General features: G+C 59.8%; 23 protein-coding genes and 2 tRNA genes. 16 read left to right on the plus strand and 9 right to left on the minus strand.

Going from position 1 to position 23,589, the window contains the following annotated elements:
- Positions 1-15: 15 nt before the first annotated feature.
- The 3 genes from rpoZ to FH061_RS24030 form a co-directional block, all read right to left on the minus strand.
- Positions 16-219 carry a DNA-directed RNA polymerase subunit omega gene (gene rpoZ, locus FH061_RS24020; protein WP_151638369.1) on the minus strand — a complete coding sequence of 68 codons (204 nt, stop codon included), beginning with the start codon at positions 217-219 and terminating at the stop codon, positions 16-18.
- Between the two features lie 22 nt (positions 220-241).
- Positions 242-886, minus strand: coding sequence for a guanylate kinase (gene gmk, locus FH061_RS24025; RefSeq protein WP_151638370.1), 645 nt, complete (start codon positions 884-886; stop codon positions 242-244).
- Positions 887-1,011: 125 nt separating this feature from the next.
- Entirely contained in the window at positions 1,012-1,926 is a 915-nt protein-coding gene (locus tag FH061_RS24030; protein ID WP_225984843.1) for a YicC/YloC family endoribonuclease, read from the minus strand.
- Positions 1,927-1,997: 71 nt separating this feature from the next.
- Between FH061_RS24030 and FH061_RS24035 the strand changes: the two genes are divergently transcribed.
- From FH061_RS24035 to FH061_RS24060, 6 genes are all read left to right on the plus strand, one after another.
- Positions 1,998-3,005 (plus strand): serine/threonine protein kinase, encoded by a 1,008-nt coding sequence (locus FH061_RS24035; protein ID WP_151638371.1) that lies wholly within the window; start codon positions 1,998-2,000, stop codon positions 3,003-3,005.
- A 9-nt stretch (positions 3,006-3,014) separates the two neighbouring features.
- The gene (locus tag FH061_RS24040; RefSeq protein WP_151638372.1) at positions 3,015-3,947 is read left to right on the plus strand and encodes a PP2C family protein-serine/threonine phosphatase; all 933 of its coding nucleotides are present in this window, start codon (positions 3,015-3,017) and stop codon (positions 3,945-3,947) included.
- Positions 3,948-3,958: 11 nt separating this feature from the next.
- Positions 3,959-4,690 (plus strand): ribonuclease PH, encoded by a 732-nt coding sequence (gene rph, locus FH061_RS24045; protein ID WP_151638373.1) that lies wholly within the window; start codon positions 3,959-3,961, stop codon positions 4,688-4,690.
- A gap of 100 nt (positions 4,691-4,790) precedes the next feature.
- The gene (gene rdgB / locus FH061_RS24050; protein WP_151638374.1) at positions 4,791-5,375 is read left to right on the plus strand and encodes an RdgB/HAM1 family non-canonical purine NTP pyrophosphatase; all 585 of its coding nucleotides are present in this window, start codon (positions 4,791-4,793) and stop codon (positions 5,373-5,375) included.
- The gene (gene hemW, locus FH061_RS24055) at positions 5,372-6,625 is read left to right on the plus strand and encodes a radical SAM family heme chaperone HemW (protein ID WP_151638375.1); all 1,254 of its coding nucleotides are present in this window, start codon (positions 5,372-5,374) and stop codon (positions 6,623-6,625) included. Before rdgB ends, hemW begins: the two co-directional genes overlap by 4 nt.
- Before the next feature lie 114 nt (positions 6,626-6,739).
- A tRNA-Ser gene (locus FH061_RS24060) sits at positions 6,740-6,829 on the plus strand.
- Positions 6,830-7,049: 220 nt separating this feature from the next.
- On the opposite strand, the gene FH061_RS24065 is transcribed toward FH061_RS24060, so the two are convergent.
- Positions 7,050-7,523: a hypothetical protein gene (locus tag FH061_RS24065; RefSeq protein ID WP_151638376.1), complete on the minus strand. Its 474-nt coding sequence runs from the start codon at positions 7,521-7,523 to the stop codon at positions 7,050-7,052.
- A 411-nt stretch (positions 7,524-7,934) separates the two neighbouring features.
- On the opposite strand from FH061_RS24065, the gene FH061_RS24070 reads away from it, so the two are divergent.
- Together FH061_RS24070 and FH061_RS24075 are read left to right on the plus strand one after the other, a co-directional pair.
- A complete protein-coding gene (locus FH061_RS24070; protein WP_151638377.1) occupies positions 7,935-8,831 on the plus strand; it encodes a DMT family transporter in 897 nt (298 codons plus the stop codon).
- Between the two features lie 95 nt (positions 8,832-8,926).
- A complete protein-coding gene (locus FH061_RS24075; RefSeq protein ID WP_151638378.1) occupies positions 8,927-9,166 on the plus strand; it encodes a hypothetical protein in 240 nt (79 codons plus the stop codon).
- 84 nt (positions 9,167-9,250) lie between these two features.
- Here FH061_RS24075 and FH061_RS24080 read toward each other — a convergent pair whose 3' ends face one another.
- The 5 genes from FH061_RS24080 to FH061_RS24100 all read right to left on the minus strand — a co-directional run bounded on the left by FH061_RS24080 (position 9,251) and on the right by FH061_RS24100 (position 12,233).
- A complete protein-coding gene (locus FH061_RS24080) occupies positions 9,251-9,475 on the minus strand; it encodes a hypothetical protein (protein ID WP_151638379.1) in 225 nt (74 codons plus the stop codon).
- A gap of 139 nt (positions 9,476-9,614) precedes the next feature.
- A tRNA-Thr gene (locus tag FH061_RS24085) sits at positions 9,615-9,690 on the minus strand.
- Between the two features lie 131 nt (positions 9,691-9,821).
- Positions 9,822-10,988, minus strand: a complete 1,167-nt coding sequence (locus FH061_RS24090) for an HPP family protein (RefSeq protein WP_318841044.1) — start codon at positions 10,986-10,988, stop codon at positions 9,822-9,824.
- Positions 10,989-11,199: 211 nt separating this feature from the next.
- Entirely contained in the window at positions 11,200-11,478 is a 279-nt protein-coding gene (locus FH061_RS24095; RefSeq protein WP_151638380.1) for a hypothetical protein, read from the minus strand.
- A 125-nt stretch (positions 11,479-11,603) separates the two neighbouring features.
- The gene (locus FH061_RS24100; RefSeq protein WP_151638381.1) at positions 11,604-12,233 is read right to left on the minus strand and encodes a hypothetical protein; all 630 of its coding nucleotides are present in this window, start codon (positions 12,231-12,233) and stop codon (positions 11,604-11,606) included.
- A gap of 283 nt (positions 12,234-12,516) precedes the next feature.
- Here FH061_RS24100 and FH061_RS24105 point away from each other — a divergent pair, with 283 nt between their 5' ends.
- From FH061_RS24105 to FH061_RS24140, 8 genes are all read left to right on the plus strand, one after another.
- Positions 12,517-13,617: an SDR family oxidoreductase gene (locus tag FH061_RS24105; RefSeq protein WP_151638382.1), complete on the plus strand. Its 1,101-nt coding sequence runs from the start codon at positions 12,517-12,519 to the stop codon at positions 13,615-13,617.
- A 38-nt stretch (positions 13,618-13,655) separates the two neighbouring features.
- A complete protein-coding gene (locus FH061_RS24110; RefSeq protein ID WP_151638383.1) occupies positions 13,656-14,048 on the plus strand; it encodes a TraR/DksA family transcriptional regulator in 393 nt (130 codons plus the stop codon).
- Between the two features lie 142 nt (positions 14,049-14,190).
- Positions 14,191-15,243 carry an adenosine deaminase gene (locus tag FH061_RS24115; protein ID WP_151638384.1) on the plus strand — a complete coding sequence of 351 codons (1,053 nt, stop codon included), beginning with the start codon at positions 14,191-14,193 and terminating at the stop codon, positions 15,241-15,243.
- Between the two features lie 120 nt (positions 15,244-15,363).
- A complete protein-coding gene (locus FH061_RS24120; RefSeq protein ID WP_151638385.1) occupies positions 15,364-15,948 on the plus strand; it encodes a DUF4126 domain-containing protein in 585 nt (194 codons plus the stop codon).
- Positions 15,948-18,449 carry an ABC transporter permease gene (locus tag FH061_RS24125; RefSeq protein WP_151638386.1) on the plus strand — a complete coding sequence of 834 codons (2,502 nt, stop codon included), beginning with the start codon at positions 15,948-15,950 and terminating at the stop codon, positions 18,447-18,449. Before FH061_RS24120 ends, FH061_RS24125 begins: the two co-directional genes overlap by 1 nt.
- Positions 18,450-19,132: 683 nt before the next feature.
- Positions 19,133-20,326, plus strand: a complete 1,194-nt coding sequence (locus FH061_RS24130) for a polysaccharide biosynthesis/export family protein (protein ID WP_151638387.1) — start codon at positions 19,133-19,135, stop codon at positions 20,324-20,326.
- A 157-nt stretch (positions 20,327-20,483) separates the two neighbouring features.
- On the plus strand, positions 20,484-22,742 hold the full coding sequence (locus FH061_RS24135; protein WP_225984844.1) for a polysaccharide biosynthesis tyrosine autokinase: 2,259 nt from the start codon (positions 20,484-20,486) through the stop codon (positions 22,740-22,742).
- Positions 22,743-22,870: 128 nt separating this feature from the next.
- Positions 22,871-23,589, plus strand: a 719-nt coding sequence (locus tag FH061_RS24140; RefSeq protein WP_192805227.1) for a phosphomannomutase/phosphoglucomutase, incomplete at its 3' end; no start/stop codon positions are given.

Consider the following 23,589-nt stretch of genomic DNA (forward strand, 5'->3'; position numbering starts at 1 on the left):
CGGTGAGGATGAATCTCAGCTCGGGACTTTCTTCAGCAGTTCAATGCCAACCTTGCCGGTGGCGATTTCACGCAGGGCGACGACGGTAGGCTTGTCCTTGGCTTCCACCTTTGGAGTGTGGCCTTGCAGCAATTGCCGGGCGCGGTAGGTTGCGGCGAGGGTCAGCTGAAAGCGGTTGGGGATCTGCTTCAGGCAGTCTTCAATAGTAATACGGGCCATGCTTGCTCCTAAAAACGCAATATCAGATTGGATTGGCGTGAATGCCCAGCTGGGCGAACAGGGAAGTGTTGCGTGCGGCTTGTTGCGAGAACCGGCAACGTGCGGCTTTGACGATGGAGGTCAACTCCGTCAAAGCTGTTGCAAACTCTTGATTAATAATAACATATTCAAACTCGGGGGCATGCGCGATTTCGCCGCCCGCAGCCAGGATGCGCCGCGTGATGACATGGGAATCGTCCTGGCCGCGTTTCTTGAGTCTTTCCTCCAGCGCCGCGATCGACGGCGGCAGCACGAAAATGCCAACGGCGTGAGGAAACTGCTTCTTGACCTGCTGCGCACCCTGCCAGTCGATTTCGAGAAGGACATCGGTGCCGGCCTTGATCTGGTCTTCAATGAGCAGCCGCGATGTTCCGTAGTAATTACCGTGGACTTCGGCTGATTCGAGAAATTCCCCGAGCTCGCGTCTTTTCAGAAAATCTTCCACCGAAGTGAAATAGTATTCGCGGCCGTGCTGCTCCGCAGGGCGGGGCTGGCGGGTGGTGAAGGAGATGGACAGCTTGATGGCGGGTTCCTGGTCCAGCAGCGCGTTGACCAATGTGGATTTGCCGGCGCCGGACGGGGCAACCACCATGAAGATGCTGCCGGAAGAGATGGAGTGTTCACTCATTGTTTGCTCGGTGAAATGTTGCTGGGGCTTGCCAGGAGGCTTGCTGAAATAACAGAGGCGGGCGGATGCTGCCGCGCAGGCATCGCTGCCCGATGGACAATCAACAATCGCGGCTGGCTTGGCTTTTATTCAAGATTCTGGACTTGTTCGCGCATTTGCTCAATAAGAAGCTTCATTGCCATCGAGGCATCCGACAATTCCTTGAGCGCGGCCTTCGAACCTACCGTGTTCGCTTCACGGTTCAGTTCCTGCATCATGAAATCGAGACGCTTGCCGACCTGGCCGCCTTTCTGGAGGATATGCCGTGTTTCCGACAGGTGCGTGGAGAGCCGGGATAGTTCTTCGGCCACATCGATACGGATTCCATAGACCGTGACTTCCTGGCGGATGCGTTCAAGAGCCTCTTCCCGCGATACTGAAGCAGAAGCACCGGCATTGTCCTGAGACGCTATGCCGAGCGCTTCCTTCATGCGCTCCGTTGCCTTGTTCTGGAACTGGGCGATCGCCTGCGGAATCAGCGGCGTGATCCTTGCCACGATGGTTTCCATGTCATCGACGCGGGAAATCAGCATGGCCTGCAGCGCCGCGCCTTCGCGCCGCCTGCTGTCGAGGAATCCCTCGATGGCTTCGCCCACGGCGGCCTGGACATCGGATTGCAGCATTTCCTGGGACATACCGGGTTCTTCAATCATGCCTGGCCAGCGCAGCAGTTCATTGACCGACAAGCGCTGCGCATCGGGGAAGTGGGACAGCACTTCCTGTTGCATTTCCGCCAAGGTTGCAAGCATGGCGCTGCTGACCTGTTGGGTATTGTCGCTGCCATTCTTGCGCCCGAAGCTGACCCTGCATTCCACCTTGCCGCGGGTGACGCGCGCCATGATGGCCTCGCGCAGCGCCGGTTCGACTGCGCGCAGGTCGTCATTGATCCGGAATTGCAGGTCAAGGAAACGTGAATTCACGCTCTTGAGTTCGACGGTCAGCGTTCCTGCGCTGGTTTCACGTGTGGCGACCGCGTAGCCGGTCATGCTCGAAATAGTCAAGGTTCGGGCCCTTATGCTTTACAAAAGACTGATTAATCAAGACAATCCGGAGAACACTGCACTGGGACAACATGGCTTCGCAAAACAACGCTCCGTTGCCGGATGGACTTGAAATTGCTGGATACCGCATTGTAAAGAAGATTGCGTCCGGCGGGTTCAGTATCGTCTATCTGGCATATGACGAGGATGGCAACGCGGTTGCGATCAAAGAGTATCTGCCCAGTTCGCTGGCGCTGCGCCAGCCGGGCGAACTGGTGCCGGCCATCTCGGCGGAGAATCTGCCGGTATTCCGCATCGGTCTCAAGTGCTTCTTCGAGGAGGGCCGGGCGCTGGCGCGCATCTCCCATCCCAACGTGGTCAGCGTGGTCAACTTCTTTCGCGCCAATGACACTGTCTACATGGTGATGGCCTACGAGTCCGGCCGCTCGCTGCAGGACCACATCCTGCGGCGCCGCGACAAGGGCGAGCGTCCCCTGGTGTCGGAACGGTTTATCCGCAAAATGTTCAACCAGGTGATGAACGGCCTGCGCGAGGTGCATGCCAACAAGCTGCTGCATCTCGACCTCAAGCCGGCCAACATCTATCTGCGCATGGACGGCACCCCCATCCTTCTGGATTTCGGCGCCGCGCGGCAGACGCTCAAGAGCGATATTCCCAAGCTCTATCCGATGTATACCCCGGGCTTTGCGCCGCCCGAGCTCTATGTCAGGACCGGCAACCTCGGCCCCTGGACGGACATCTACAGCATTGGCGCATCAATGTTCGCCTGCATGGTCGGCGCGCCGCCGCAACCGGCGGATCAGCGCAAGCTCAATGACAAGATGGAAGATCATTTCCGCAAGCTGGAAAGCATCTATTCGCGCGAGCTGATCCAGGTAATCCGCTGGAGCCTTCGCATTGATCCCCTGGAGCGTCCGCAAAGCGTATTTGCGCTGCAGAAGGCGCTGCGCGAACCGATCCCTGAAAAGAAGGAAGCAGCCCTGCTCGAAAAATGGTCAGGCAAGCTGCGCAGCATGTTCAGCGGCCGCAACAGGAATACAATGAGCGGCAACACGACGATTCAGGATACAACGCGATAGGCGGCATGCATGCGATTCTCCGTATATCAGGAAAGCCATATCGGCGGGCGCCGCAATAACCAGGACCGGATGGGCTACAGCTTCACCCGGGACGCGCTCCTGCTGCTGCTTGCCGACGGCATGGGCGGTCATATCCAGGGGGAAATGGCGGCCACGATCGCCTTGCAGACGGTCGGTTCGCTTTTCCAGCAGCAGGCCAAGCCCTATGTGCGAAAACCGGAAAAATTCCTTGAGGACAGTTTTCTGGCGGCGCACCGCGAAATCCACCGTTACCGTGCCATCAACAATCTTCCTGAAACGCCGCGAACGACCATCGTCGGCTGTCTGGTCCAGCACAACTGCGCCTACTGGGCGCACTGCGGCGATTCCCGCCTGTACTGGATGCGGCAAGGGCAGATCCTGGCGCGCACGCGCGATCATTCCCGCATTGAAACGCTGATCGCTCAAGGCAAGGTCCATCCCTCCGAGCGCGATACGCATCCGGAACGCAACAAGCTCTTCAACTGCCTCGGCGCGCCCAACATGCCGATTGTGGAGCTTTCGCGCCGTGCCAGCCTGCAGTCCGGCGATGTGCTGCTGCTCTGTTCGGACGGTTTGTGGTCGGTGCTGCCCGATCATGTGCTGGCGCAGTCGCTGCAGCACAATACCATCGTGCGCGCCGTTCCCGAACTGCTGGGAAGCGCCGTCGGCATCGCCGGCAAAACCAGCGATAATGTCACCGCGCTGGCCATGATGTGGGAAGGCACCAGCGTGCTGCGGGAGTCCCCGGATACCATTGCCACGCATACGCTTCCTGTGGACAGCATCACGACCACCATCCAGGCGCCGCGCCATGCGGACCTGGACCCGGCCGACATGTTCACCGACTCCGATATCGAAAAGGCCATAGAAGAGATCCGTGGCGCCATCGAAAAGTCTTCCCGCCTAACCTCAAAGAATTAGGATGCAACCTCATGTCGTTTGAACAACGCCCCGACGGGCGCCTGCCCGAGGCTTTGCGCGCGGTTCGCCTGACCCGTGAATACACCAAGCATGCCGAGGGATCGGTCTTGGTCGAATTCGGCGATACCAAGGTGATCTGTACTGCCAGCATCGAGGAAAAAGTGCCCGGTTTCCTGAAAGGAAAGGGCAAGGGCTGGATGACGGCGGAATACGGCATGCTGCCGCGCTCCACCCATTCCCGCATGGATCGGGAGGCTGCCAAGGGCAAGCAGTCCGGCCGCACGCAGGAAATCCAGCGGCTGATCGGGCGCTCCCTGCGCGCCGCATTCGACCTCGAGGCTTTCGGCGAACGTACCCTGCATCTTGATTGCGACGTAATTCAGGCCGACGGCGGAACCCGCACCGCATCCATCACCGGCGCGATGGTGGCTGCCCATGACGCATTTGCCAAGCTGGTCAAGGCCGGTGTCGTCCCCGCGATTCCGGTCAGGCATTTCGTGGCCGCCGTGTCGGTTGGCGTCTATCGCGGAACACCGGTGCTCGACCTCGACTATCTTGAAGATTCGGGCTGCGATACCGACATGAATGTGGTGATGACCGAACAGGGGCATTTCGTGGAAGTGCAGGGCACTGCCGAGGGCGATGCTTTCGACCGCGCCACCCTGAACCGTCTGCTCGACCTGGCGCAGCAGGGAATCACCGATCTGATCCGGCTGCAGAAGAGCAGCCTCGGGCTGGCCTGACCCCAACGCACCATAACCATTTTGCAATTTTACAAGCCGCGCCGCGGTTGCAATAAGCCTCACCGGTTCGAATTGCAATCCAGGTGCGGCGAGGTTTTTCATGACGACCAAACTAGTACTCGCATCCAATAACGCCGGCAAGCTCAGGGAATTCGGCCAGTTGCTCGCTACCGTCGGCTTCGATGTCCATGCCCAGCGCGAATTCAATGTGCCGGAGGCCGAGGAGCCGCATCCGACCTTCGTCGAAAATGCGCTGGCCAAGGCACGCCATGCATCACGCCTGACAGGCTTGCCTGCGCTGGCGGACGATTCCGGCGTCTGCGTCAATGCACTCGGCGGCGCCCCCGGCGTTCATTCCGCGCGCTATGCCGGAGAGCCGAAATCCGATGAACGCAACAACCGCAAGCTGATCGAGGATCTGGCGGCGCACGCCGACAAGTCGGCATACTATTACTGCGTGCTGGTCTTCGTGCGCCATGCCGACGATCCGCAGCCGCTCATTGCCGAGGGCCGCTGGAACGGAGAAATCATCGCGGAGCCGCGCGGTGACGGCGGTTTCGGCTACGACCCCTATTTTCTGCTGCCCGCGCTGGACAAGACCGTGGCCGAACTTGGCGCGGATGAGAAGAACCGGTTGTCGCATCGCGGCCAGGCACTGCGCGCACTCGTCGAGAAACTGCAATGATTCCCATCAAGCCCGTCCGCGAGGGCCAGGCGTCCGCATCTTCCGCTGCATCGACAGCGGCATCGCCGGCAGAGGTCGCCGGCGCCTTCCTCAGGCCCGGCGCGCTGCAGCTCTCCGCATTGCCGCCGCTGTCGCTGTATGTGCATTTTCCGTGGTGCGTGCAGAAATGCCCGTATTGCGATTTCAATTCGCATGAAGTCCGCGGAAGCTTTCCAGAGGAAGAGTATCTTTCCGCCTTGCGAAGTGATCTGGAAAGCGCGCTGCCCCTGATCTGGGGGCGCAAGATCTATACGATTTTCATCGGCGGAGGAACGCCAAGCCTGATGTCGGCCGCAGGACTCGATCGCCTGATGTCCGACATCCGTTCGATGCTGCCCCTGGATGGTGCCGCGGAAATCACGATGGAAGCCAATCCCGGCACCTTCGAAGCCGACAAGTTCCGCTCTTACCGCACCAGCGGCATCAACCGGCTTTCGATCGGCATCCAGAGTTTCAATGCCCGCCACCTGCAGGCGCTGGGCCGTATTCATGATGACGGCGAGGCACGCAAGGCCGTCGAGATTGCGCACGCCAATTTCGACAACTTCAATCTCGACCTGATGTATGCGCTGCCGTCGCAGACGCTGGACGAGGCTCGCCGGGACGTATCCACCGCAATCGGATTTGCGCCGCCGCACCTGTCGCTTTATCACCTGACGCTGGAACCGAATACTTATTTTGCGAAGCATCCTCCTTCGGTGCCGGATGACGACGCCAGTGCCGAAATGCAGGACATGATCGCAGCCCTGACGTCGGATGCCGGCTATCAGCATTATGAAGTCAGCGCCTATGGAAAGCCTGGCCGGCAGGCCAGGCATAACCTGAACTATTGGCAGTTCGGCGATTATCTCGGCATCGGCGCCGGCGCCCATTCCAAGATTTCCTTCCCGCATCGGATCGTGCGGCAGATGCGGTACAAGCAGCCCAAGGCCTATCTGGAAAACACGAAGGCCGGCCGGCCGATCCAGGAGGAATTCGAACTGGAACGCGATGATCTGGGCTTCGAATTCATGCTCAATGCGCTGCGCCTGAACGACGGTTTCGAAGTGAACCTGTTCAGCGAACGTACAGGCCTGTCCATCAATGCGATTGACAAGGCGCTTGATGCGGCGGAAGCAAAAGGGCTGCTTTACCGGGATTACCGGATCATCCGCCCGACGGAACTCGGCCGCCGTTTTCTCAACGACTTGCAGCAAATGTTTCTTGATTGACGGCATATCAAGTTCCTTCGGCAGGGGAATTGCTGCAATTGCCAGGACTTGGGTATAATCGAACTCCCAAACGCCGCAAGCAGCTGCCGCAATGCAGCTGGCGGCAAAGATCATGGAGGTTTGGGTGAGTGGTTTAAACCAGCAGTCTTGAAAACTGCCGACGGGGTGACCCGTCCGTGAGTTCGAATCTCACAGCCTCCGCCACTATCTGGTATTCATGCGGCCGTCAAGGGAAATGCAGCATCGGCCCGCGAGTCAATCCGCATTGATATTGCATGGCAAAAAGCCGTTATCGACATCGCGATAACGGCTTTTTCGTTTGAGCTTTTGTAAGCACTCTGCCGTGCAGAACGCTTACACCTGTCTCACCTTCCGTTGGTTGATACCGGCAGCCGATCCAAGCCTGATTGTCTGAGCCTGACTATTACTGTTTGGCGAACACGAATGTGTCTTCGCCATCGACCAATGTGAGGGTGCGTCCGTCTGCCGAGAAAGTCGCAAGCATGTTGGTGGTTTCGCCGCCATCCGACACATTGAGTTTTTCAGCGCTACCAGACATTTCGATGAAGCTTGCGCTGAATGGAAAGCTCACTTGTGCCGACGGTCCGCCGCAGTTTGCCTGCTTGTAGCCATCAGCGATGATCCTTCCATCCGCCAGCTTGCTGCTGCCACTGTTCAAGGCGAGCGTCATTCGCACCGATTGCTGACCTTCGGGCATGCAAGCCGTTGACCACGTGCCAGCATATTTCGTCATATCGCCAGGCGCGCTTGCAGCTAGTGCAGGCTGCTGCGCCGCAGTTGGCGTTGTGCTTTGATTATCGCCGCCGCCGCCACATGCGCCAAGGATGGCTGTCAGGGCGACAAGAAGAAGTTTACTTTTCATTTCGGTTGTTTTCATGAGTGAACCAAGTGTCTGTTTCAATGCGGTCGAATCTTAGCTTGGCGTTTGAACACGCTCGGCGAAAAATAAAATATTGATATGCAAGATGTTGTTCAGGTGTTGCATTGACGCCTAAACCTGTCGAATTGTTTAGAGCGGATTGCAGGTGGGTGCATGGAAGAATCGGTTTGCCCCCGGATGCAGGGCAAGGCGTTAGGGGGCCGTGTGGCGGGCCACACCAGCGACGAACAACGCTGCCATGCGCCCAGGGCAGACCGAGGCGACCGCACACCCACCTGCAATCCGCTCTATTCATGCCGACATGCACGGTACATGCCGTTGCGCCGGGTCTGGAGACGCGAAAACGGGAAATCACGTATGCTTCGTGTCTTTTCCGGCGCTGCCGGACATTCCTTCATGTCTTCGGCAATGAATCGACAACTGACTCCAGCGACTGCGATGCTCCTCGTGGTGCCGCCCTTGCTCTGGGCCGGCAATGCGATTGTCGGAAGGCTGGTACATGACATGGTGCCGCCACTGATGCTCAACTTCCTGCGCTGGGCGATCGCACTGCTGATTCTGGTGCCGCTTGGAAGTCGAATCTTCCGTTCCGGCGGCGAGCTCTGGCAACATCGTCGCCAGCTTGCTGTTCTGGGTCTGCTCGGCATCGGCATGTATAACGCATTACAGTACCTGGCCCTGCAAACGTCGACACCGATCAATGTGACACTGGTGGCAGCCAGCATGCCGGTGTGGATGCTGCTTATCGGCTGGCTGTTCTTCAATGCCGGGGTATCGCGCAAGCAGATCATCGGCGCGGCTTTTTCAATCGGCGGCGTGCTGCTGGTGCTCAGCCGCGGCGACCTGCGGCAGTTGCTGGCGATGCGGCTGGTTGCCGGGGATGTGTTCATGATCGTGGCCACGATTTGCTGGTCGTTCTACAGCTGGCTGCTGACACGCACCACAGTCGACAAAACCCTGCGCAGCGACTGGGCGGCGTTCCTGCTGGCCCAGGTCGCATTCGGCGTTGTCTGGTCGGGTGCGTTTGCCGCGGGCGAGTGGATGGTCACCGAGAGACCGGTGGCCTGGAGCTGGCCGCTGGCGGGCGCGCTGCTGTTCGTCGCTATCGGACCTGCGGTAATTGCGTTTCGCTGCTGGGGGCTGGGAGTGCAGCGGGTTGGTCCGAGCATTGCCGGTTTCTTCAGCAACCTGACCCCGCTGTTTGCGGCATTGATGTCTTCCGCTTTTCTGGGAGATCTGCCGCATGCCTATCATATCGCCGCATTTGCAATGATCGTCGGCGGCATCGTACTGTCATCACGCTGAACGCAAACCGCCGCCTCATGCCGGGTGACAATCATCAAGGCAACGGCAAGGCGGCTCAGTAAGATCTTCTCAACAGTATGTCAGGGAGGATCGATATGAATATTGCCTGGAACCCGCCTGGACTCAGTTCGGCGATTGATCGCCTCATGGATTTCTGGGATGAGAATGTCAGCGTGCCGATCCGGCGCGCGCAGCCGGTACAGCCGCCACAGCCGGAGCCGCCGGTCGCGGTGCCGCCCTCGAATGCAGCCCATCACCACGAGGAACGGCATGGACAGCAGGGCTCCGCAGGGGAGGGTTGCATCAGTGCCCTGGCGGTGCTGGCGGGTGGCTGAGTCGGCTGATGCAGTTGATGCAGCGAAGCCGGCGATGAAGAACGTTCCGGTGTTCCGTCGCGCCCGTTTTCAGCCGGCCTGAAATCACTGCTTTGGCCGTTGATCTTCCTTGAGATAGGAATAACGCGGCTGCTGTTCTTCCCGGGTTGGCGGACGATCGGCATATTCCTGCTCTTCCACGACATCAATATACTGGCTGCCGTCGAGCGGGCGGCCGACATAGGGCCCTGGTGGCGTCTTCATTTCCGGATCCGGTTGATGCGCGGCCTCTTTTGCCGTATCGGACGAAGGGGGTGTCTTTGCTTGCATGGCTTGCTCCTGTGTCATCGTTCAAGTTAGATGCGCAACGCGCCATGCAGTTCTGGCAATTGCCGGTGCATATCGCTTCAATCAATGACCGCAGCATTGCAAAGAAAAGTCCATGTCTTGGGGACATGGACTTGGGAGATGGTGCCGGCTGCCGGATTCGAACTGGCCACCTGATGATTACAAGTCAACTGCTCTACCAAATGAGCTAAGCCGGCAATGTTTCGCTATGACGCCTTTCCGGCGAAGAGGTTCACAGGTTCACGCTCCGGTCTGCATTTTCGCCACGTTGGTCAGGTCAACCGGCCAATGGGATCCAATGGAGGCGACTGGTGCGGGATCAATGGACTCAGGCCGCATCCCGCTGTTCATCCAGTCTTCCCCGATAGAGGGCGGCGACCAGGTCGGACTGAGTCACAATGCCGATCAGTCGCCGTTCGCTGTCGATGACGGGAACGTGATGCAGGCCGCTGCCCGAAAGCAGCGGTACCAGTTCAACCACATGGCTGCTGCCGCAGATGGTTTGCACATTGCGCGTCATGATCTGCCCGACCGCTTCGGGCTTGTCGGAATAGAGGCCGGGCGTGCGACGGATGAATTGCCTGAGCTTCTTGTCGAAGCCTTCGTGCAGATCAAGATCGGCATGCTTCATGAAATCGTGCACCGTGATGATGCCGATCACGCGGCGAGCCCGGTCCAGCACCGGCAGCGCCTTGATATTGTGCTTGCGCAGCAGCGCCCATGCTTCCTCCAGGTCGGTTCCGTATTCGACCGTCACCACATCATGCGACATGATGTCGGCGCAAGTCATTTCTCCGAAGCGGCGGCGATAGGCGTGCATCTCGGTCTGCAGGAACAGTGATTCAAGATCGTCCCTGCTGACGTCGAGGACCTGGTTGTAGCGCTTGAGCACATCATCGAGGTCTTCAGGCGTGAAGCCGAGGCGATCTGCCGGAAGCGCGTCCTGCGTACCGTGCTTGTTGTCGTGATCCATGGCCGGGCGATGCGGATAAGGCCGGCGGGTGGCGTTGTTGAATATCAGAGCCACTGCCAGCAGGAGAAGGGAATTGAGCCCGACAGGTATCAGGGCGAAACCGAAGCCGGCGGAAGTGACCGCGGGACCACCGAGCACCGCAGTCAGCGCAATGGCGCCGCCAGGGGGATGCAGGCAGCGAAGCAGGATCATGGTGGCGATGGCAAGCGCAATTGCTGCCGAAGCCGCTGTTGTCGGATCGGCAATCCAGCGTGCGCACAAAATGCCGACCAGCGCCGATATGACATTGCCGCCGAGAATGGACCAGGGCTGGGCGAGGGGACTGGATGGAAGCGCAAACAGGAGAACGGCGGAGGCACCCATGGGGGCGATCAGGAAAGGGAGCGTGGCACCCGCACCCAGCATATGCCGGCTCACAAGGGCGGTGATGATGATGCCAAGAAGCGCACCGCTGCATGCGCGCAAGCGCTCGATGCCATTGACCGCCATCGGGGCGGGTAGAAGTCGATTCAGACGGGACAAGATAGTTGAAGTAATTGCACGGGTGCAGTATCACCGCATGGATGAACTTATTCCCTGGCAGCGGCAACCGGAAGCCGCAGGAGGAAGCAGCGCTGCATGACCGATGGATTAATGGAAAGGTAGGAGTTTACACTGCCCGCCCCAAACTGGTGCAGATTGATGTCGTCAATACCGGACGGCGCCGTAGCGGGCCATCTGCATTCCGGCCTGCTTATGCCTTGAGGAAGCGTTTGATGCCATCCTTCTGGATGACGTCGCCCCAGGATTCAATGTGGTAGATCTCTCCGACCTTGTGCAGGACCACCCCGAATTCCTCGCGCAAACGCATGACATCGTGATCGATGGACTCCCGTTTATGGCTGGTCAGATCGGCAATTGCGGATGTTGTCGGGCGTTCGAGCAGGTCGATCGCGGAAAGCAGGACGAATAGTTTTCGGGCATCGTTGTCGGGATATTGGGGAACGCCGAACTGGTTTCTCGGAAAGCTCATTACCACCTCCGTCATTGTCGTTGCATGCCTTTTTCCTGATTGCCCGTCTGCCTGTTCATCCGTTCCCAGCGATCGTCATCCAAGGCAGTACACTGTCTGCACTGCCTATGGACTGGCGCGCGCTGCTATTGTTCGCGGTTCCCGGCCAGACGGAATGCCTCGGTCTTTTCCCGCGCCGATTCACGGCTCATCACACCAGCGCTGACCAGCATGGCGACCGCGCCTTCCAGGCGGCCGAGCGCCTTTTCCTCCCCAAGCCTTCCACGCGCCTTTTCCGTGCGGACAGCGAGTTCCCGGTAGGCCTCGTGCAGCGCGCCATAGGCGCGGTTGGTCACGCCCACGTGTCCCAGATCGGCGACTTCTTTCGGACTCTTGGCGTAATAGGCAAGCAGATCCTGAATACGCTTAGTCCGTGAACGCGACAGTCCCAGTTCGGCAATCAGGGTTTGTCCGAGCTCGGTCACCGCGTCGGCCAGTTCCTCTCCTGTCTTGCCAAGATGCACAAGTCCGAACCGGTGCGGTGCGAGTTCGGTGATCAGCTTTTCGATGGCATTGACCATGCGCATTTCATCCAGTTCGCGTTCACTGCGGGCAGGTTGCGGCACGTTTGTCGCAAGGCGCACGATGAGCCATGCATTGAAATCGGGAGGCATCGTTTCCGGATGGCTGCGCAGCCATTCGATGGACATGCGTTTATGCTCCTCGACCAGTCGTTGGTGCAGGGTGTCGTCGAGCGCAAGTGTGATGGAAGGCATGAATACAGGGGATTAAGGGAACTGCAAGGCTATGCATGCGCTCGCACTGCAGGCGGCGGACGTTATCCGCCGCCTGCAGTGCGCCTGCCGGCCTTCGCATTGTAAGCCGTCACTGCGCCGATGCACCAGTGCCGCCGTGGCGGTAACGGTCTGCAAAAAAGCGCACGAGGCGAGTAAAAATTGCAGACGGACGACGGAAACCCATGGGCTTGGCGGATTGACAATGGCAGCTGCGTGGCGGGCATGCTTCTCGCTGCCGCCTTTTACGGAAAGGAGTGTTCAGATGAAATTCCGCCTGAAGAAAATATCCGAACAGGTCATCATCATCACCGGCGCGACCAGCGGCATCGGGCTCACGACTGCGCGCCGGGCGGCGCAGCGCGGTGCCCGGCTGGTACTGGTGGCACGCAATGAAGATGCCTTGAAGCAATTGAATTTCGAACTGACCAAAAAGGGGGCCGAGGTCCTGCACGTGGTTGCCGACGTCGGTATCGAGGAAGATGTCAAGCGTGTCGCCAAGTCTGCGATCGAGCGCTTCGGCGGCTTCGACACCTGGGTCAATAATGCAGGCATTTCCATCTTCGGCCGCAACGAGGATATTTCCCTGGAGGATCAGCGCCGGCTTTTCCAGACCAATTTCTGGGGTGTGGTCTATGGTTCGCTGGCCGCGGCCGAGCATTTGAAGGAGCGCGGCGGCGCCATCATCAACCTCGGCAGCGAAGTCTCGGACCGTGCGGTGCCGCTGCAGGGCATGTACTCCGCTTCCAAGCATGCGGTCAAGGGTTTCACCGACTCGCTGCGGCTGGAACTGGAAGCCGACAATGCGCCGATATCCGTCACGCTGATCAAGCCCGCAGCCATCGACACCATGTTCGTCGAACATGCGAAGAACTATATGAACGTGGAGCCGAAGTTGCCCCCGCCCATCTATGCGCCGGAAATCGCCGCGGACGCGATTCTTTACGCAGCGGAAAATCCGAAGCGCGACATTTTTGTCGGCGGCGCCGCCAAGTTCGTGTCTTCCACCGCGCATTACGCGCCGCGCATCATGGACGGCATCATGAAACGCTTCATGTTCAAGCAGCAGCAATCGAACATGCCGGCCCGCGACAAAACCCAGAACAGCCTCTATAACCCGGGTTCGGACCTGCAGCAGCGTCAGGGCTATTCCGGCCATGTATTTGAATCCAGCCTGTACACCAAGGCGTCCTATCATCCGAAGACAGTGGCGACGCTGCTGACAGCGGGGCTTGTGCTTGCCGCCTGGTGGCGCCTGCGCGAGTCCGCGGCGGTGCGCCAGGACGATCGTCAGGTTTATCTGCCGGAGGAAGGACAGCAGGAATTGCAGAGGGATATACCCGACGCTTCCTATGCCACCCATTGAAGGAATTGAAGGAATCGAAGGAATTGAAGGAACCCCATATGTCCAATCTCACCCAGGAACAAACCAGCGAGCTGCGGAAGCTGCTTGACGAGCGCTATGCGGCGCTCAACGAGGAAGTCCATCAAGAAGTCAACGACAAGGATGAGTTCATCGAGGTCGCCACCGAGGTGCCGGATCCTGGCGATGCGTCCTTCGCCAACCTGACGGTGGACCTCGGCAACGCCGCCGTGACACGTGACCTTGGAGAACTGCGCGCCATCGAGGCGGCGCGCGGACGCATGGAGAATGGCGTGTACGGCGACTGCGTTGATTGTGAAACGGAAATTCCCTTTGAGCGGCTGAAGGTGCAGCCGACAGCCGAACGCTGCGCTCCCTGCCAGGAACATTACGAAAAAACCCATGGCGACATGCAACGCGGGGCTACGCTCTAAGGCCGCCCGATGCATGCCGGCATGCTTGTAAAAGCCAGCGCCATTTCTTGCGCAATGGGGCCGGCTTTCGTACCGTCACACAAGCACATAACTCTTGTTCGCCGTAAAATCGCAGGAGGTTGAAACACGACAAGGGAAAAACATGGACGCCGCACTTCGCGATACCTTGCTGCAGATGCCGAAGGCAGAACTGCACATGCACATCGAAGGTTCACTCGAACCCGAACTCATCTTCGCGCTGGCTGAGCGCAACAAGGTCAAGCTCAATTACGCTTCGGTGGACGAATTGCGTAAGGCCTATGCTTTCAAGGACCTGCAGTCGTTTCTCGACATCTACTATGCCGGAGCGAGCGTACTGCTGGCCGAGCAGGACTTCTACGACATGACGCGCGCCTACCTGCAGCGCGCCCATGCCGACAATGTGCGGCATGCGGAATTGTTCTTCGATCCGCAGACGCATACCGAGCGCGGCGTGCCGTTTGAAACAGTGGTAGCCGGCATCGACCGTGCGCTGCAGGATGCCCGCAGGGACTGGGGTCTCAGCGGCGCCCTGATCATGTGCTTCCTGCGGCATCTTTCCGAGGAAGATGCCTTCGCCACCCTGGAGCAGGCCTTGCCGTACCGGGACAAATTCATTGGCGTCGGGCTCGATTCTTCCGAGCGCGGCCATCCGCCGGAAAAGTTCGCCCGGGTGTTTGCCCGCTGCAAGGAACTCGGCCTGCATCTGGTCGCCCATGCCGGCGAGGAAGGTCCGCCGGAATACATCCGCACCGCACTCGACCTGCTGCAGGTCGAACGTATCGATCACGGCGTGCGCTGCCTCGAGGATGCGGAACTGACCGCCCGCCTGGCGCGCGACAAGGTGCCCCTGACGGTTTGCCCTCTGTCCAACATCAAGTTGAGGGTGTTCGACAAGGTGGCCGACCACAACATGGTCAGGCTGCTCGATGCCGGCCTGGTGGTCACGGTCAATTCCGACGATCCGGCTTATTTCGGCGGCTATGTTAACGACAATTTCATCCAGATGTTCGAGGCCCTGCCACTTGGCAGGGAACATGCTTACCATCTGGCGCGCAACAGCTTTTCGGCGGCTTTTCTGGACCCCGCCGAAAAGACGAAACATCTCGACGACGTCGATGCATTCTTCGGAGTGCAAACGAATGCGGGAGTTGCCAGGGGAGTGACACAAGAGTGAGAAGAGGCAAGCGGGGTTGCCATCCGGTTCGCGACGCGGCCCGGGGAGTCCTGCCGGACCTCGTCAGTTTGCGCCGTCCGCCTCTGGTGACGGCGGCGCAAGCGCAGGCACGGAGGCTCCATGACTGAAACGCTTTCCGCCGCGGCGCTGGCTGGCGGCCTGTCCTGGGCCAGCGGCATACGGCTTTACATGACGCTGTTCATTGCCGGACTGTTCGGCCGCTCCGGCTGGATCGACCTGCCGCCGGCGCTTGAAGTGCTGCAGTCGCCATGGGTCATTGGCGCCACCGGCATTCTTCTTATCGTTGAATTTCTCGCCGACAAGGTGCCTGGCATCGATTCCGCCTGGGACGCCGTCCAGACATTCATTCGCGTACCCGCCGGTGCGGTGCTGGGCGCGGCCGCGTTGGGAGAGATGGGGCCGGAATGGTCCGCCATCGCCGCGCTGCTTGGCGGCACCTTCGCGGCGGGTGCGCATATCACCAAGGCGGGAAGCCGCGCCCTGATCAATACCTCGCCGGAGCCCTTTAGCAACTGGGCGGCTTCGTTCTCCGAGGACGTGGTCGTTTTGGCCGGCTTGTGGGCGGCGTTTTTCCAGCCGTGGCTGCTGGCCATCTTCCTCATCCTCTTCTTCATCGCCGCCCTCTGGCTGATGCCCAAGCTATGGCGGGGTCTGCGGTGGCTGTTCAGAAAGCTGAGTACCTGATGCTGCAGAATGCATTAAGAATGACCCGCCGCGACTGGCGGGCCGGTGAGTTGCGTTTCCTGCTGGTGGCGTTGATCGTGGCCGTCGCTTCGCTGTCATCGGTCGGTTTCTTCACCGACCGCATGCGCACGGGGCTCAACCGCGACGCGCATCAACTGCTGGGCGGCGACCTGGTCGTCAATGCCGATCAGCCGATCAGCGAAACGTGGCGGGAACAGGCGCGCCAGCGCGGACTGAGCCTGGCAGATACCGTAACCTTTCCGAGCATGGCTTCCGCAGGGGAGGGAGATGACAGCCTTTCGCAGCTGGCATCGATCAAGGCGGTCGGCAGCGGTTACCCGCTGCGCGGCAGCCTGAAGCTGGCCGATGCGGCGGGCGGCGAAGATATCGCTACGCCGGATATCCCGCCTTCCGGCGCCGTCTGGATCGACAAGAGCATCCTGGCGTCGCTGGACGTTTCCGTGGGTGGCAACTTGCGCCTGGGCGACAAATCGTTCCGCGTTGACCGCATCATCGCGGTGGAGCCGGATCGCGGCGCGGGATTCCTCAGCTTTGCCCCGCGCGTCATGCTGCCCCTGTCCGATCTCGCCGCAACCAACCTGATCCAGAACGGCTCGCGCGTGACTTATCGCCTGCTGCTGGCCGGCAAGGCGGCCGATGTCGCCGCCTATCAAGGCTGGCTCAGGGAGCAGATGGAACGCAACAACGTACGAGGCGTGCGGCTGGAGTCGCTTGAATCCGGTCGCCCGGAAATGCGGGCGACGCTCGACAGGGCGGAGCAATTCCTCTCGCTGGTCGGGCTCCTGTCAGCCATGCTGGCGGCAATTGCGGTCGCCATGGCAGCGCGCCGCTTCATGATCAGGCATATCGATGCCTGCGCCATGCTGCGCTTCCTGGGGCTGACGCAGAATCAGGTCACCATGATGTACCTGATCGAATTCGCCCTGATCGGACTGATCGGCAGCATGATTGGTGCGGCACTGGGCTACGCAGCCCATTTCCTGCTGCTCGAATGGCTGGGAAAGCTGGTGGCGACCGAGCTGCCGCCCGCCAGCTGGCTGCCGGCGGTGCAAGGCGTTGCCACCGGCATGCTGTTGCTGATTGGCTTTGCGGTGCCGCCCATCCTGCAATTGCGCAATGTGCCGCATAACCGCGTGATCCGGCGTGAACAGGATGCGCCCCAGCCTGTCACCCTTGCCACGTATGCGCTAGGCCTGCTCGCCTTCGTTGCACTGCTGTTGTGGGAGGCTGGCAATCCCAAGCTCGGCTTGCTTACCGCCGCCGGATTTCTTGGCGGCTTCGCCCTGTTTGCTCTGGCGGGCTGGATCGGCGTGCGTTCGCTGCGCTTCCTGCGCGGCGGCATCAATCATCCGAGCTGGCGGTTTGCCATCACTGCCTTGCAGCGGCGTACCGGAGCAACGGTGGTGCAGGTCGTTGCCTTGTCGCTTGGGCTGATGGCGCTGCTGCTGCTTACCGTCATCCGCGGCGATCTGATCGAGGCATGGCGAAATTCGACTCCGCCGGATGCGCCCAACCGCTTCGTCATCAATATTCAGCCGGAGCAAAAGACCGATATCGACAATCTTCTGCAGGCCAATGCCAACGGCAAGCCGCTGCTGTTCCCGATGATTCGCGGCCGTCTTGTGCAGATCAACGACAAGCCCATTACCAGCGAAAGCTATGTGGAAGACCGTGCGCGCCGCCTGGTGGATCGTGAATTCAATCTCTCGACCATGCATGCCATGCCGCCCCAGAACCGTATTTCCGCCGGCAAGTGGTTCGACGATAGCGGGCCGGAAGCCTCGGTGGAGGAGGGGCTTGCCAAGACGCTGGGCCTCAAGCTGGGAGACAACGTGCGCTTCGACATCGCCGGTCAGCAAGTGGAAGCCCGCGTCACCAGCTTGCGCAAGCTGGAATGGGGATCGATGCAAGTCAACTTCTTCGTGATTCTCAACCCGGCGCTGATGAAGGACATGCCGCAAACCTGGATCACCGCCTTTCATCTGCCGCAGGAAAAGGCCGGACTGGACAACCGGCTCGCGCGGGACTTCCCGAACCTGACCGTGGTGGACATCGGCAGCATTATCCGCCAGGTGCAAACCGTGATTGATCAGGTGATCGTCGCCGTTGAATTCCTGTTCCTGTTTACGCTGGCTTCCGGCGTGCTGGTGCTCTATGCGGCGCTGGTGGGTTCGCAGGATGAGCGCATTCGCGAGTCGGGACTGTTGCGCGCACTGGGCGCGACCCGTTCGCAGCTGTCCCAGGCGCAGTGGATAGAGTTCGCCCTGGTCGGCAGCCTTGCCGGCGCGCTCGCAGCCACCGGAGCGGCGGCGGTCGGCTGGACGCTGGCGCGGCAGGTCTTCAACTTTGAATGGAGCTTCAGTCCCGCCGTATGGCTGGCCGGCCTGTGCGCGGGGGCTGTCTGCGCCTTCATTGGCGGATGGGCGGGATTGCGCAATGTACTGAATCAGCCCCCGCTTCAGACGTTGCGGGGCGGCTGAGGGCGGGGCGAATCCGGCCCCGTCTTCATCTCACCGCATCTGCAGTGTCTTTCTCTTTCAGCCCTGCGGCGCATGTCTGCGTCGTTCGGCTTTCCCTTCTCGTCCACGCAACGCACCCCCCTCTATTGCCCATTTTGGCGACATGACGTGTTCCGCTACACCGGCTGAATATGTGCATCACGGCCGACGGCAGATGTTAAGTATTTCCCTGGAAAAATTTCTCGGCTGGTAAAGCACGCTTTCTTAACCAAGATTAAGCCTTCAACCAGTCATGGGTGCTTTTGCGCAAGGTTTCCAAGATGACTCCCTTCTATCTTGTCATCAATGCTTTTTCCGGTACGACAGAACGATTTTTAAGTGCTGGCAAGAGCATTTCGGATCTATGCAACGCATAAAGAGGGCGCAGTTTCATATCTCATTTCGCGTTGATGCTCGTCAAAACAGCGACCAAGAGGCAACGTAGAGTTGTACATCAGATAATTTGTTGATGGTATGGGGCAACGAAAGTGATAAAGCGGAGCAACAAACAGCTTCGCCGCCGCGGTGCCAAAAGCCGCTCAGGAGCGTATTGCCGTACTTAATAAAACCGGTAGGGCCTGCAGGGAAAACCGGAACAGGCTTTCTTCAATTCGCAATTGCCATCCCTCGTCGTGGCGGTTGGTACTATTCACGTGGAGTCATCTATGCAGTCCAATAAAAAGGCATCTCTGAAACGATGGAGTGCGGCCCTCTTGCTGCCCTGGTTCGCGGCAGGTTGCGCATCGGTCGCGCCAGGCTTGCACTTCAATAAAAAGGATCATGCGTCGGGTTACAGCTCGTCGAATTCCTCCAATGCCGGCACCAGCGCCGGCGCCAGCGATGAACTTGCCGATGCCGTGCTTAAGCCCATCACTCCGCAACTCGTCAAGTCCGAACGCGACATGCGCGAAAAGCAGGTCACGCAGGACATCACCAAGCTGCTGGGCAAACCCGAGCCTTACACCATCGACACCGGCGACGTACTCTCGATCGTCGTCTGGGATCACCCAGAACTGTCGAACGCCGCAACGGTTGCCACCGGCGTCCAAGCCGGCGCCGGCGCCGACGCATCGACTTCGGCGACGACGGCTCCGCCCGCAGGCTTTATTGTCGACCATGAAGGCATGATCCAGTTCCCGTATGCGGGTCCGCTCAAGGTCGCTGGCATGACGCAGGACCAGGCGCGCAACCTGCTGACCTCGAAGCTCGGGAAGTATCTCAAGCAGCCCAAGGTGACACTGCGCGTGCAGTCCTACCGCAGCAAGCGGGTCTACGTGGACGGCGAGGTGAAGAACCCCGGTCTGCAGGCGATCAACGATATTCCGATGACTCTGGTGGAAGCGCTTAACCGTGCCGGCGGCGTGCTGCCGACCGGAGACCAGAGCCAGGTGGTGGTCAACCGTAATGGCGTGAACTACCAGATCAACCTTCCGCAACTGGTACAACGAGGCGTCAACCCCGGCAGCATCATGCTGACCAACGGCGACGTGGTGCGCGTGCGCTCGCGCGATGAAAGCAAGGTGTTTGTCTCCGGCGAAGTCGTCAGCCCGCGCGCGCTGCCGATGTACAACGGCCGCCTGACGCTGAACGAAGCGCTCGGCGAATCGGGCGGCATCAACCCGCTTTCCGGCGACGGCAGTCAGATTTATGTCGTGCGCAAGAACGGCACCGATCAGGTTGTCTATCAGCTTGACGGCCGCTCGCCCGGTGCGCTGGCGATGGCAGAAGGCTTCGAGCTTGCTCCCAAGGACGTGGTGTATGTCGCCGCGACACCGCTGGCTAACTGGCACCGCGCGATCAGCCTGATCCTGCCGGGCGCACTGTCTTCGGCGGTTGGCGCTTCCCGACCAGTGAAGTGAGTTTGGCGTCTGATGTGGCCGTGTCTGGCGCTGCGCGGCAGTGATGCCGCACAGCGCTGGAAAGGGAGAGGCATATGGCCGCAGCCGGAGCCGGGCAGAAAACTGCCAAACACAAACGCCTCGTTTATGTATGTACTAACACAAAGCAGATAACCCTATGATGACCCATAACATACCTCCTCAGCTGACCGGGCCCGCCCGCGTCGAAGATAATGAAGTGGAGCTGGCCGGCTACCTCGACGTCTTGTGGGAAAGCCGGTGGCTAATCGCGGCCATCGCCATCGCCGCAACGCTGCTGGCCGGAGCGTATGCGTTCCTGACCAAGCCGGTTTACCAGTCCAACATGCTGATCCATGTGGAAGAAGAAGGCCAGAAGGCGCCAACCAATATCGTCGGCGACCTCAATGCGATGTTCGATGTGAAGACATCGGCGCTCGCCGAAATGGAGCTGGTGCAATCCCGTCTCGTCGTTTCCCGCGCAACCGACAATCTGCGCCTTTACATCAATGCCGGCCCGAAATACTTCCCCGGCATCGGCAGCTGGCTCGCCAGCAAGAACAAGAACCTGTCGAATCCGGGTTTGTTCGGATATGGCGGTTATGCCTGGGGCGCTGAAAAGATCAACGTCTCCACCTTCAATGTGCCTGACCAGATGCTCAACCGCGAGTTCGTCGTGACGGCGGAAGGCGGCGGCAACTTCCGTCTGACACAGAAGGACGCCAATATCGATCTCAAGGCCAAGGTCGGCGAAACCGCCATCTTCGAACTGCCGAATGGCACGATCGAAGTGCGCATCGATCAGCTCGACGGCAAGCCGGGTACTGAATTCCTGATGACCCGCGCATCACGCCTGGCCACGATTGAAGGCATCCAGAATGCGATGAAGGTGGAAGAATTGGGCGGCAAGCAGTCCGGCGTCATCGGCGTCAGCCTGCAGGGTTCGAGCCCGGTCATGATCAACAGCGTGCTGTCCGAGATCGGCAAGGAGTATGTGAAGCAGAATTCCTCGCGCAAGACGGAAGACGCAGAGAAGTCCCTGGCCTACCTGAACAAGCAGCTGCCTGAAATCAAATCGCAGCTCGAGCAGGCCGAAGCGAAATACAATGCCTTCCGCAATGCCAATGGCACTGTCGACCTGGGCGAGGAATCCAAGCTCAGCCTGCAGCAGTCTTCCGCCGCGAAGCTGAAGAAGATGGAGCTGCAGCAGAAGAAAATCGAACTGCTGGCGCGTTATACCGACGACCATCCGGCAGTGCAGGGCATCGACAGCCAGATCAAGGAAATCAACGGCCAGATCAATGCGATGAACGACCACATCAAGCAGCTGCCGCAGATCGAACAGAACCTGCTGCGTCTGGCGCGTGAAGTGAAGGTCAATACCGATCTCTACACCCAGCTGCTCAACACCGCACAGCAACTGCGCCTGGTCACGGTCGGCAAGGTCAGCAATGTGCGCCTGGTGGACACACCGATGATGGCTGAGAAGCCGATCAAGCCGAACCGTCCGGTAATTATCGCCCTTGGCCTGATGGCAGGCCTGTTCCTTGGCGTGGTCGCAGCATTCTTCCGCAAATCCCTGGCTGGTGGCATCGACTCGCCGGAGAAGCTCGAAGCGATTGCAGGCGTGCCGGTATTCGCTACCATCCCGCACAGCAAGAAGCAGAAGGAGCTGTACCAGCAGGTCAGCGCCAAGCATCAGAAAGTGCCGCTGCTGGCCAACGTGTCCTCGACCGACGTCGCCGTGGAAAGCCTGCGCAACTTCCGTACCGCGCTGCAGTTCTCGCTGCCGAAGTTCAAGAACAATATCGTTCTCATCAGCGGCGCGACTCCCGGCATGGGCAAGTCCTTCGTGTCGGCCAACCTGGCTGCGATCATGGCAGCCACTGGCAAGAAGGTACTGCTGATCGACGCTGACCTGCGCAATGGCCTGCTGCACCTGTACTTCGGCTTCGGCCGCCATGACGGTCTGTCCGATGCGATTGCCGGCGCACGCCGACTGGATCAGGTGATCCATCACAACGTGATCGACAACATGGACTTCATCACCACCGGCACCTTGCCGCAGCATCCGTCCGAACTGCTGCTGCGTCCGAATTTCGGTGCCTTCCTGCAGGAGCTGTCATCACGCTACGACCTGGTGCTGATCGATGCGCCGCCGATCCTGGCTGTTGCAGACACCATGATCATCGGTGCCCATGCAGGTGCGATCTACATCATGACCCGTGCCGGCGTTACGACACCGGGCGAGATCAACGAGTCGATGAAGCGCCTGGCGCAGGCAGGACTGGAAGCCAAGGGTGTGCTGTTCAATGACCTCAAGGTTCGCCCCGGACGTTACGGCTACGGCTACTCCTACGGCCGCAATGGCTACAACCAGCGTTCCACAGGCAATACGCCGCTGATCGAAGCATCGTAATTGCACCTTGCCGTGCGCAGGTGCCGGAAGAGGCGATATCACTCGCCTCCTGCGGACACCGGCCACGGCATTTTTGTTTTCAGGCTTTCCTTCCTTTTTCTACCCATTCCTATAACGGTCAAGATAACGTGGTTAATCTTTCCCAAAGCATTTTCAAGGCATACGACATCCGCGGCATCGTCGGCAAGACACTCGACATCGGCGTAGCGCGCCAGATTGGACAGGCATTCGGCACCGCAGCGCGCATCAAGGGCGAACAGACCGTGGTCATCGGCCGCGACGGCCGCCTCTCCGGTCCCGATCTCTCCACCGCGCTGGCCGCGGGCCTGCAGCGTGCCGGCATCAATGTCATCGACCTCGGCGTGGTCGCCACCCCGATGGTCTATTTCGCCACCCACGTGCTCGATGCCCAGTCCGGCATCATGGTCACCGGCAGCCACAATCCGCCCGACTACAACGGCTTCAAGATGGTGCTGGCCGGCGAAGCCATCCACGGCGACGCCATCCAGAGCCTGTACCAGACCATCGTCAAGGGCGACTTCGCCCAGGGCGGCGGCAGCTACCGCACCCATGACATCAGGCAGGCCTATCTCGAGCGCATCACCAGCGACGTGAAAGTCTCGCGCAAGATGAAGATCGCGGTCGACTGCGGCAACGGCGTGGCCGGCGCCTTCGCGCCCGAGCTCTACCAGGCCATGGGCTGCGAGGTCGTCGAACTGTTCTGCGAAGTCGACGGCAACTTCCCCAACCACCATCCCGACCCGGCCCATCCGGAAAACCTGCAGGACCTCATCCGCTGCCTGCGGGAGACCGATGCCGAGATCGGCCTGGCCTTCGACGGCGACGG

Origin of the sequence: Noviherbaspirillum aerium (genome assembly GCF_008929045.1) — a bacterium.
Lineage (GTDB): Bacteria > Pseudomonadota > Gammaproteobacteria > Burkholderiales > Burkholderiaceae_D > Noviherbaspirillum > Noviherbaspirillum aerium.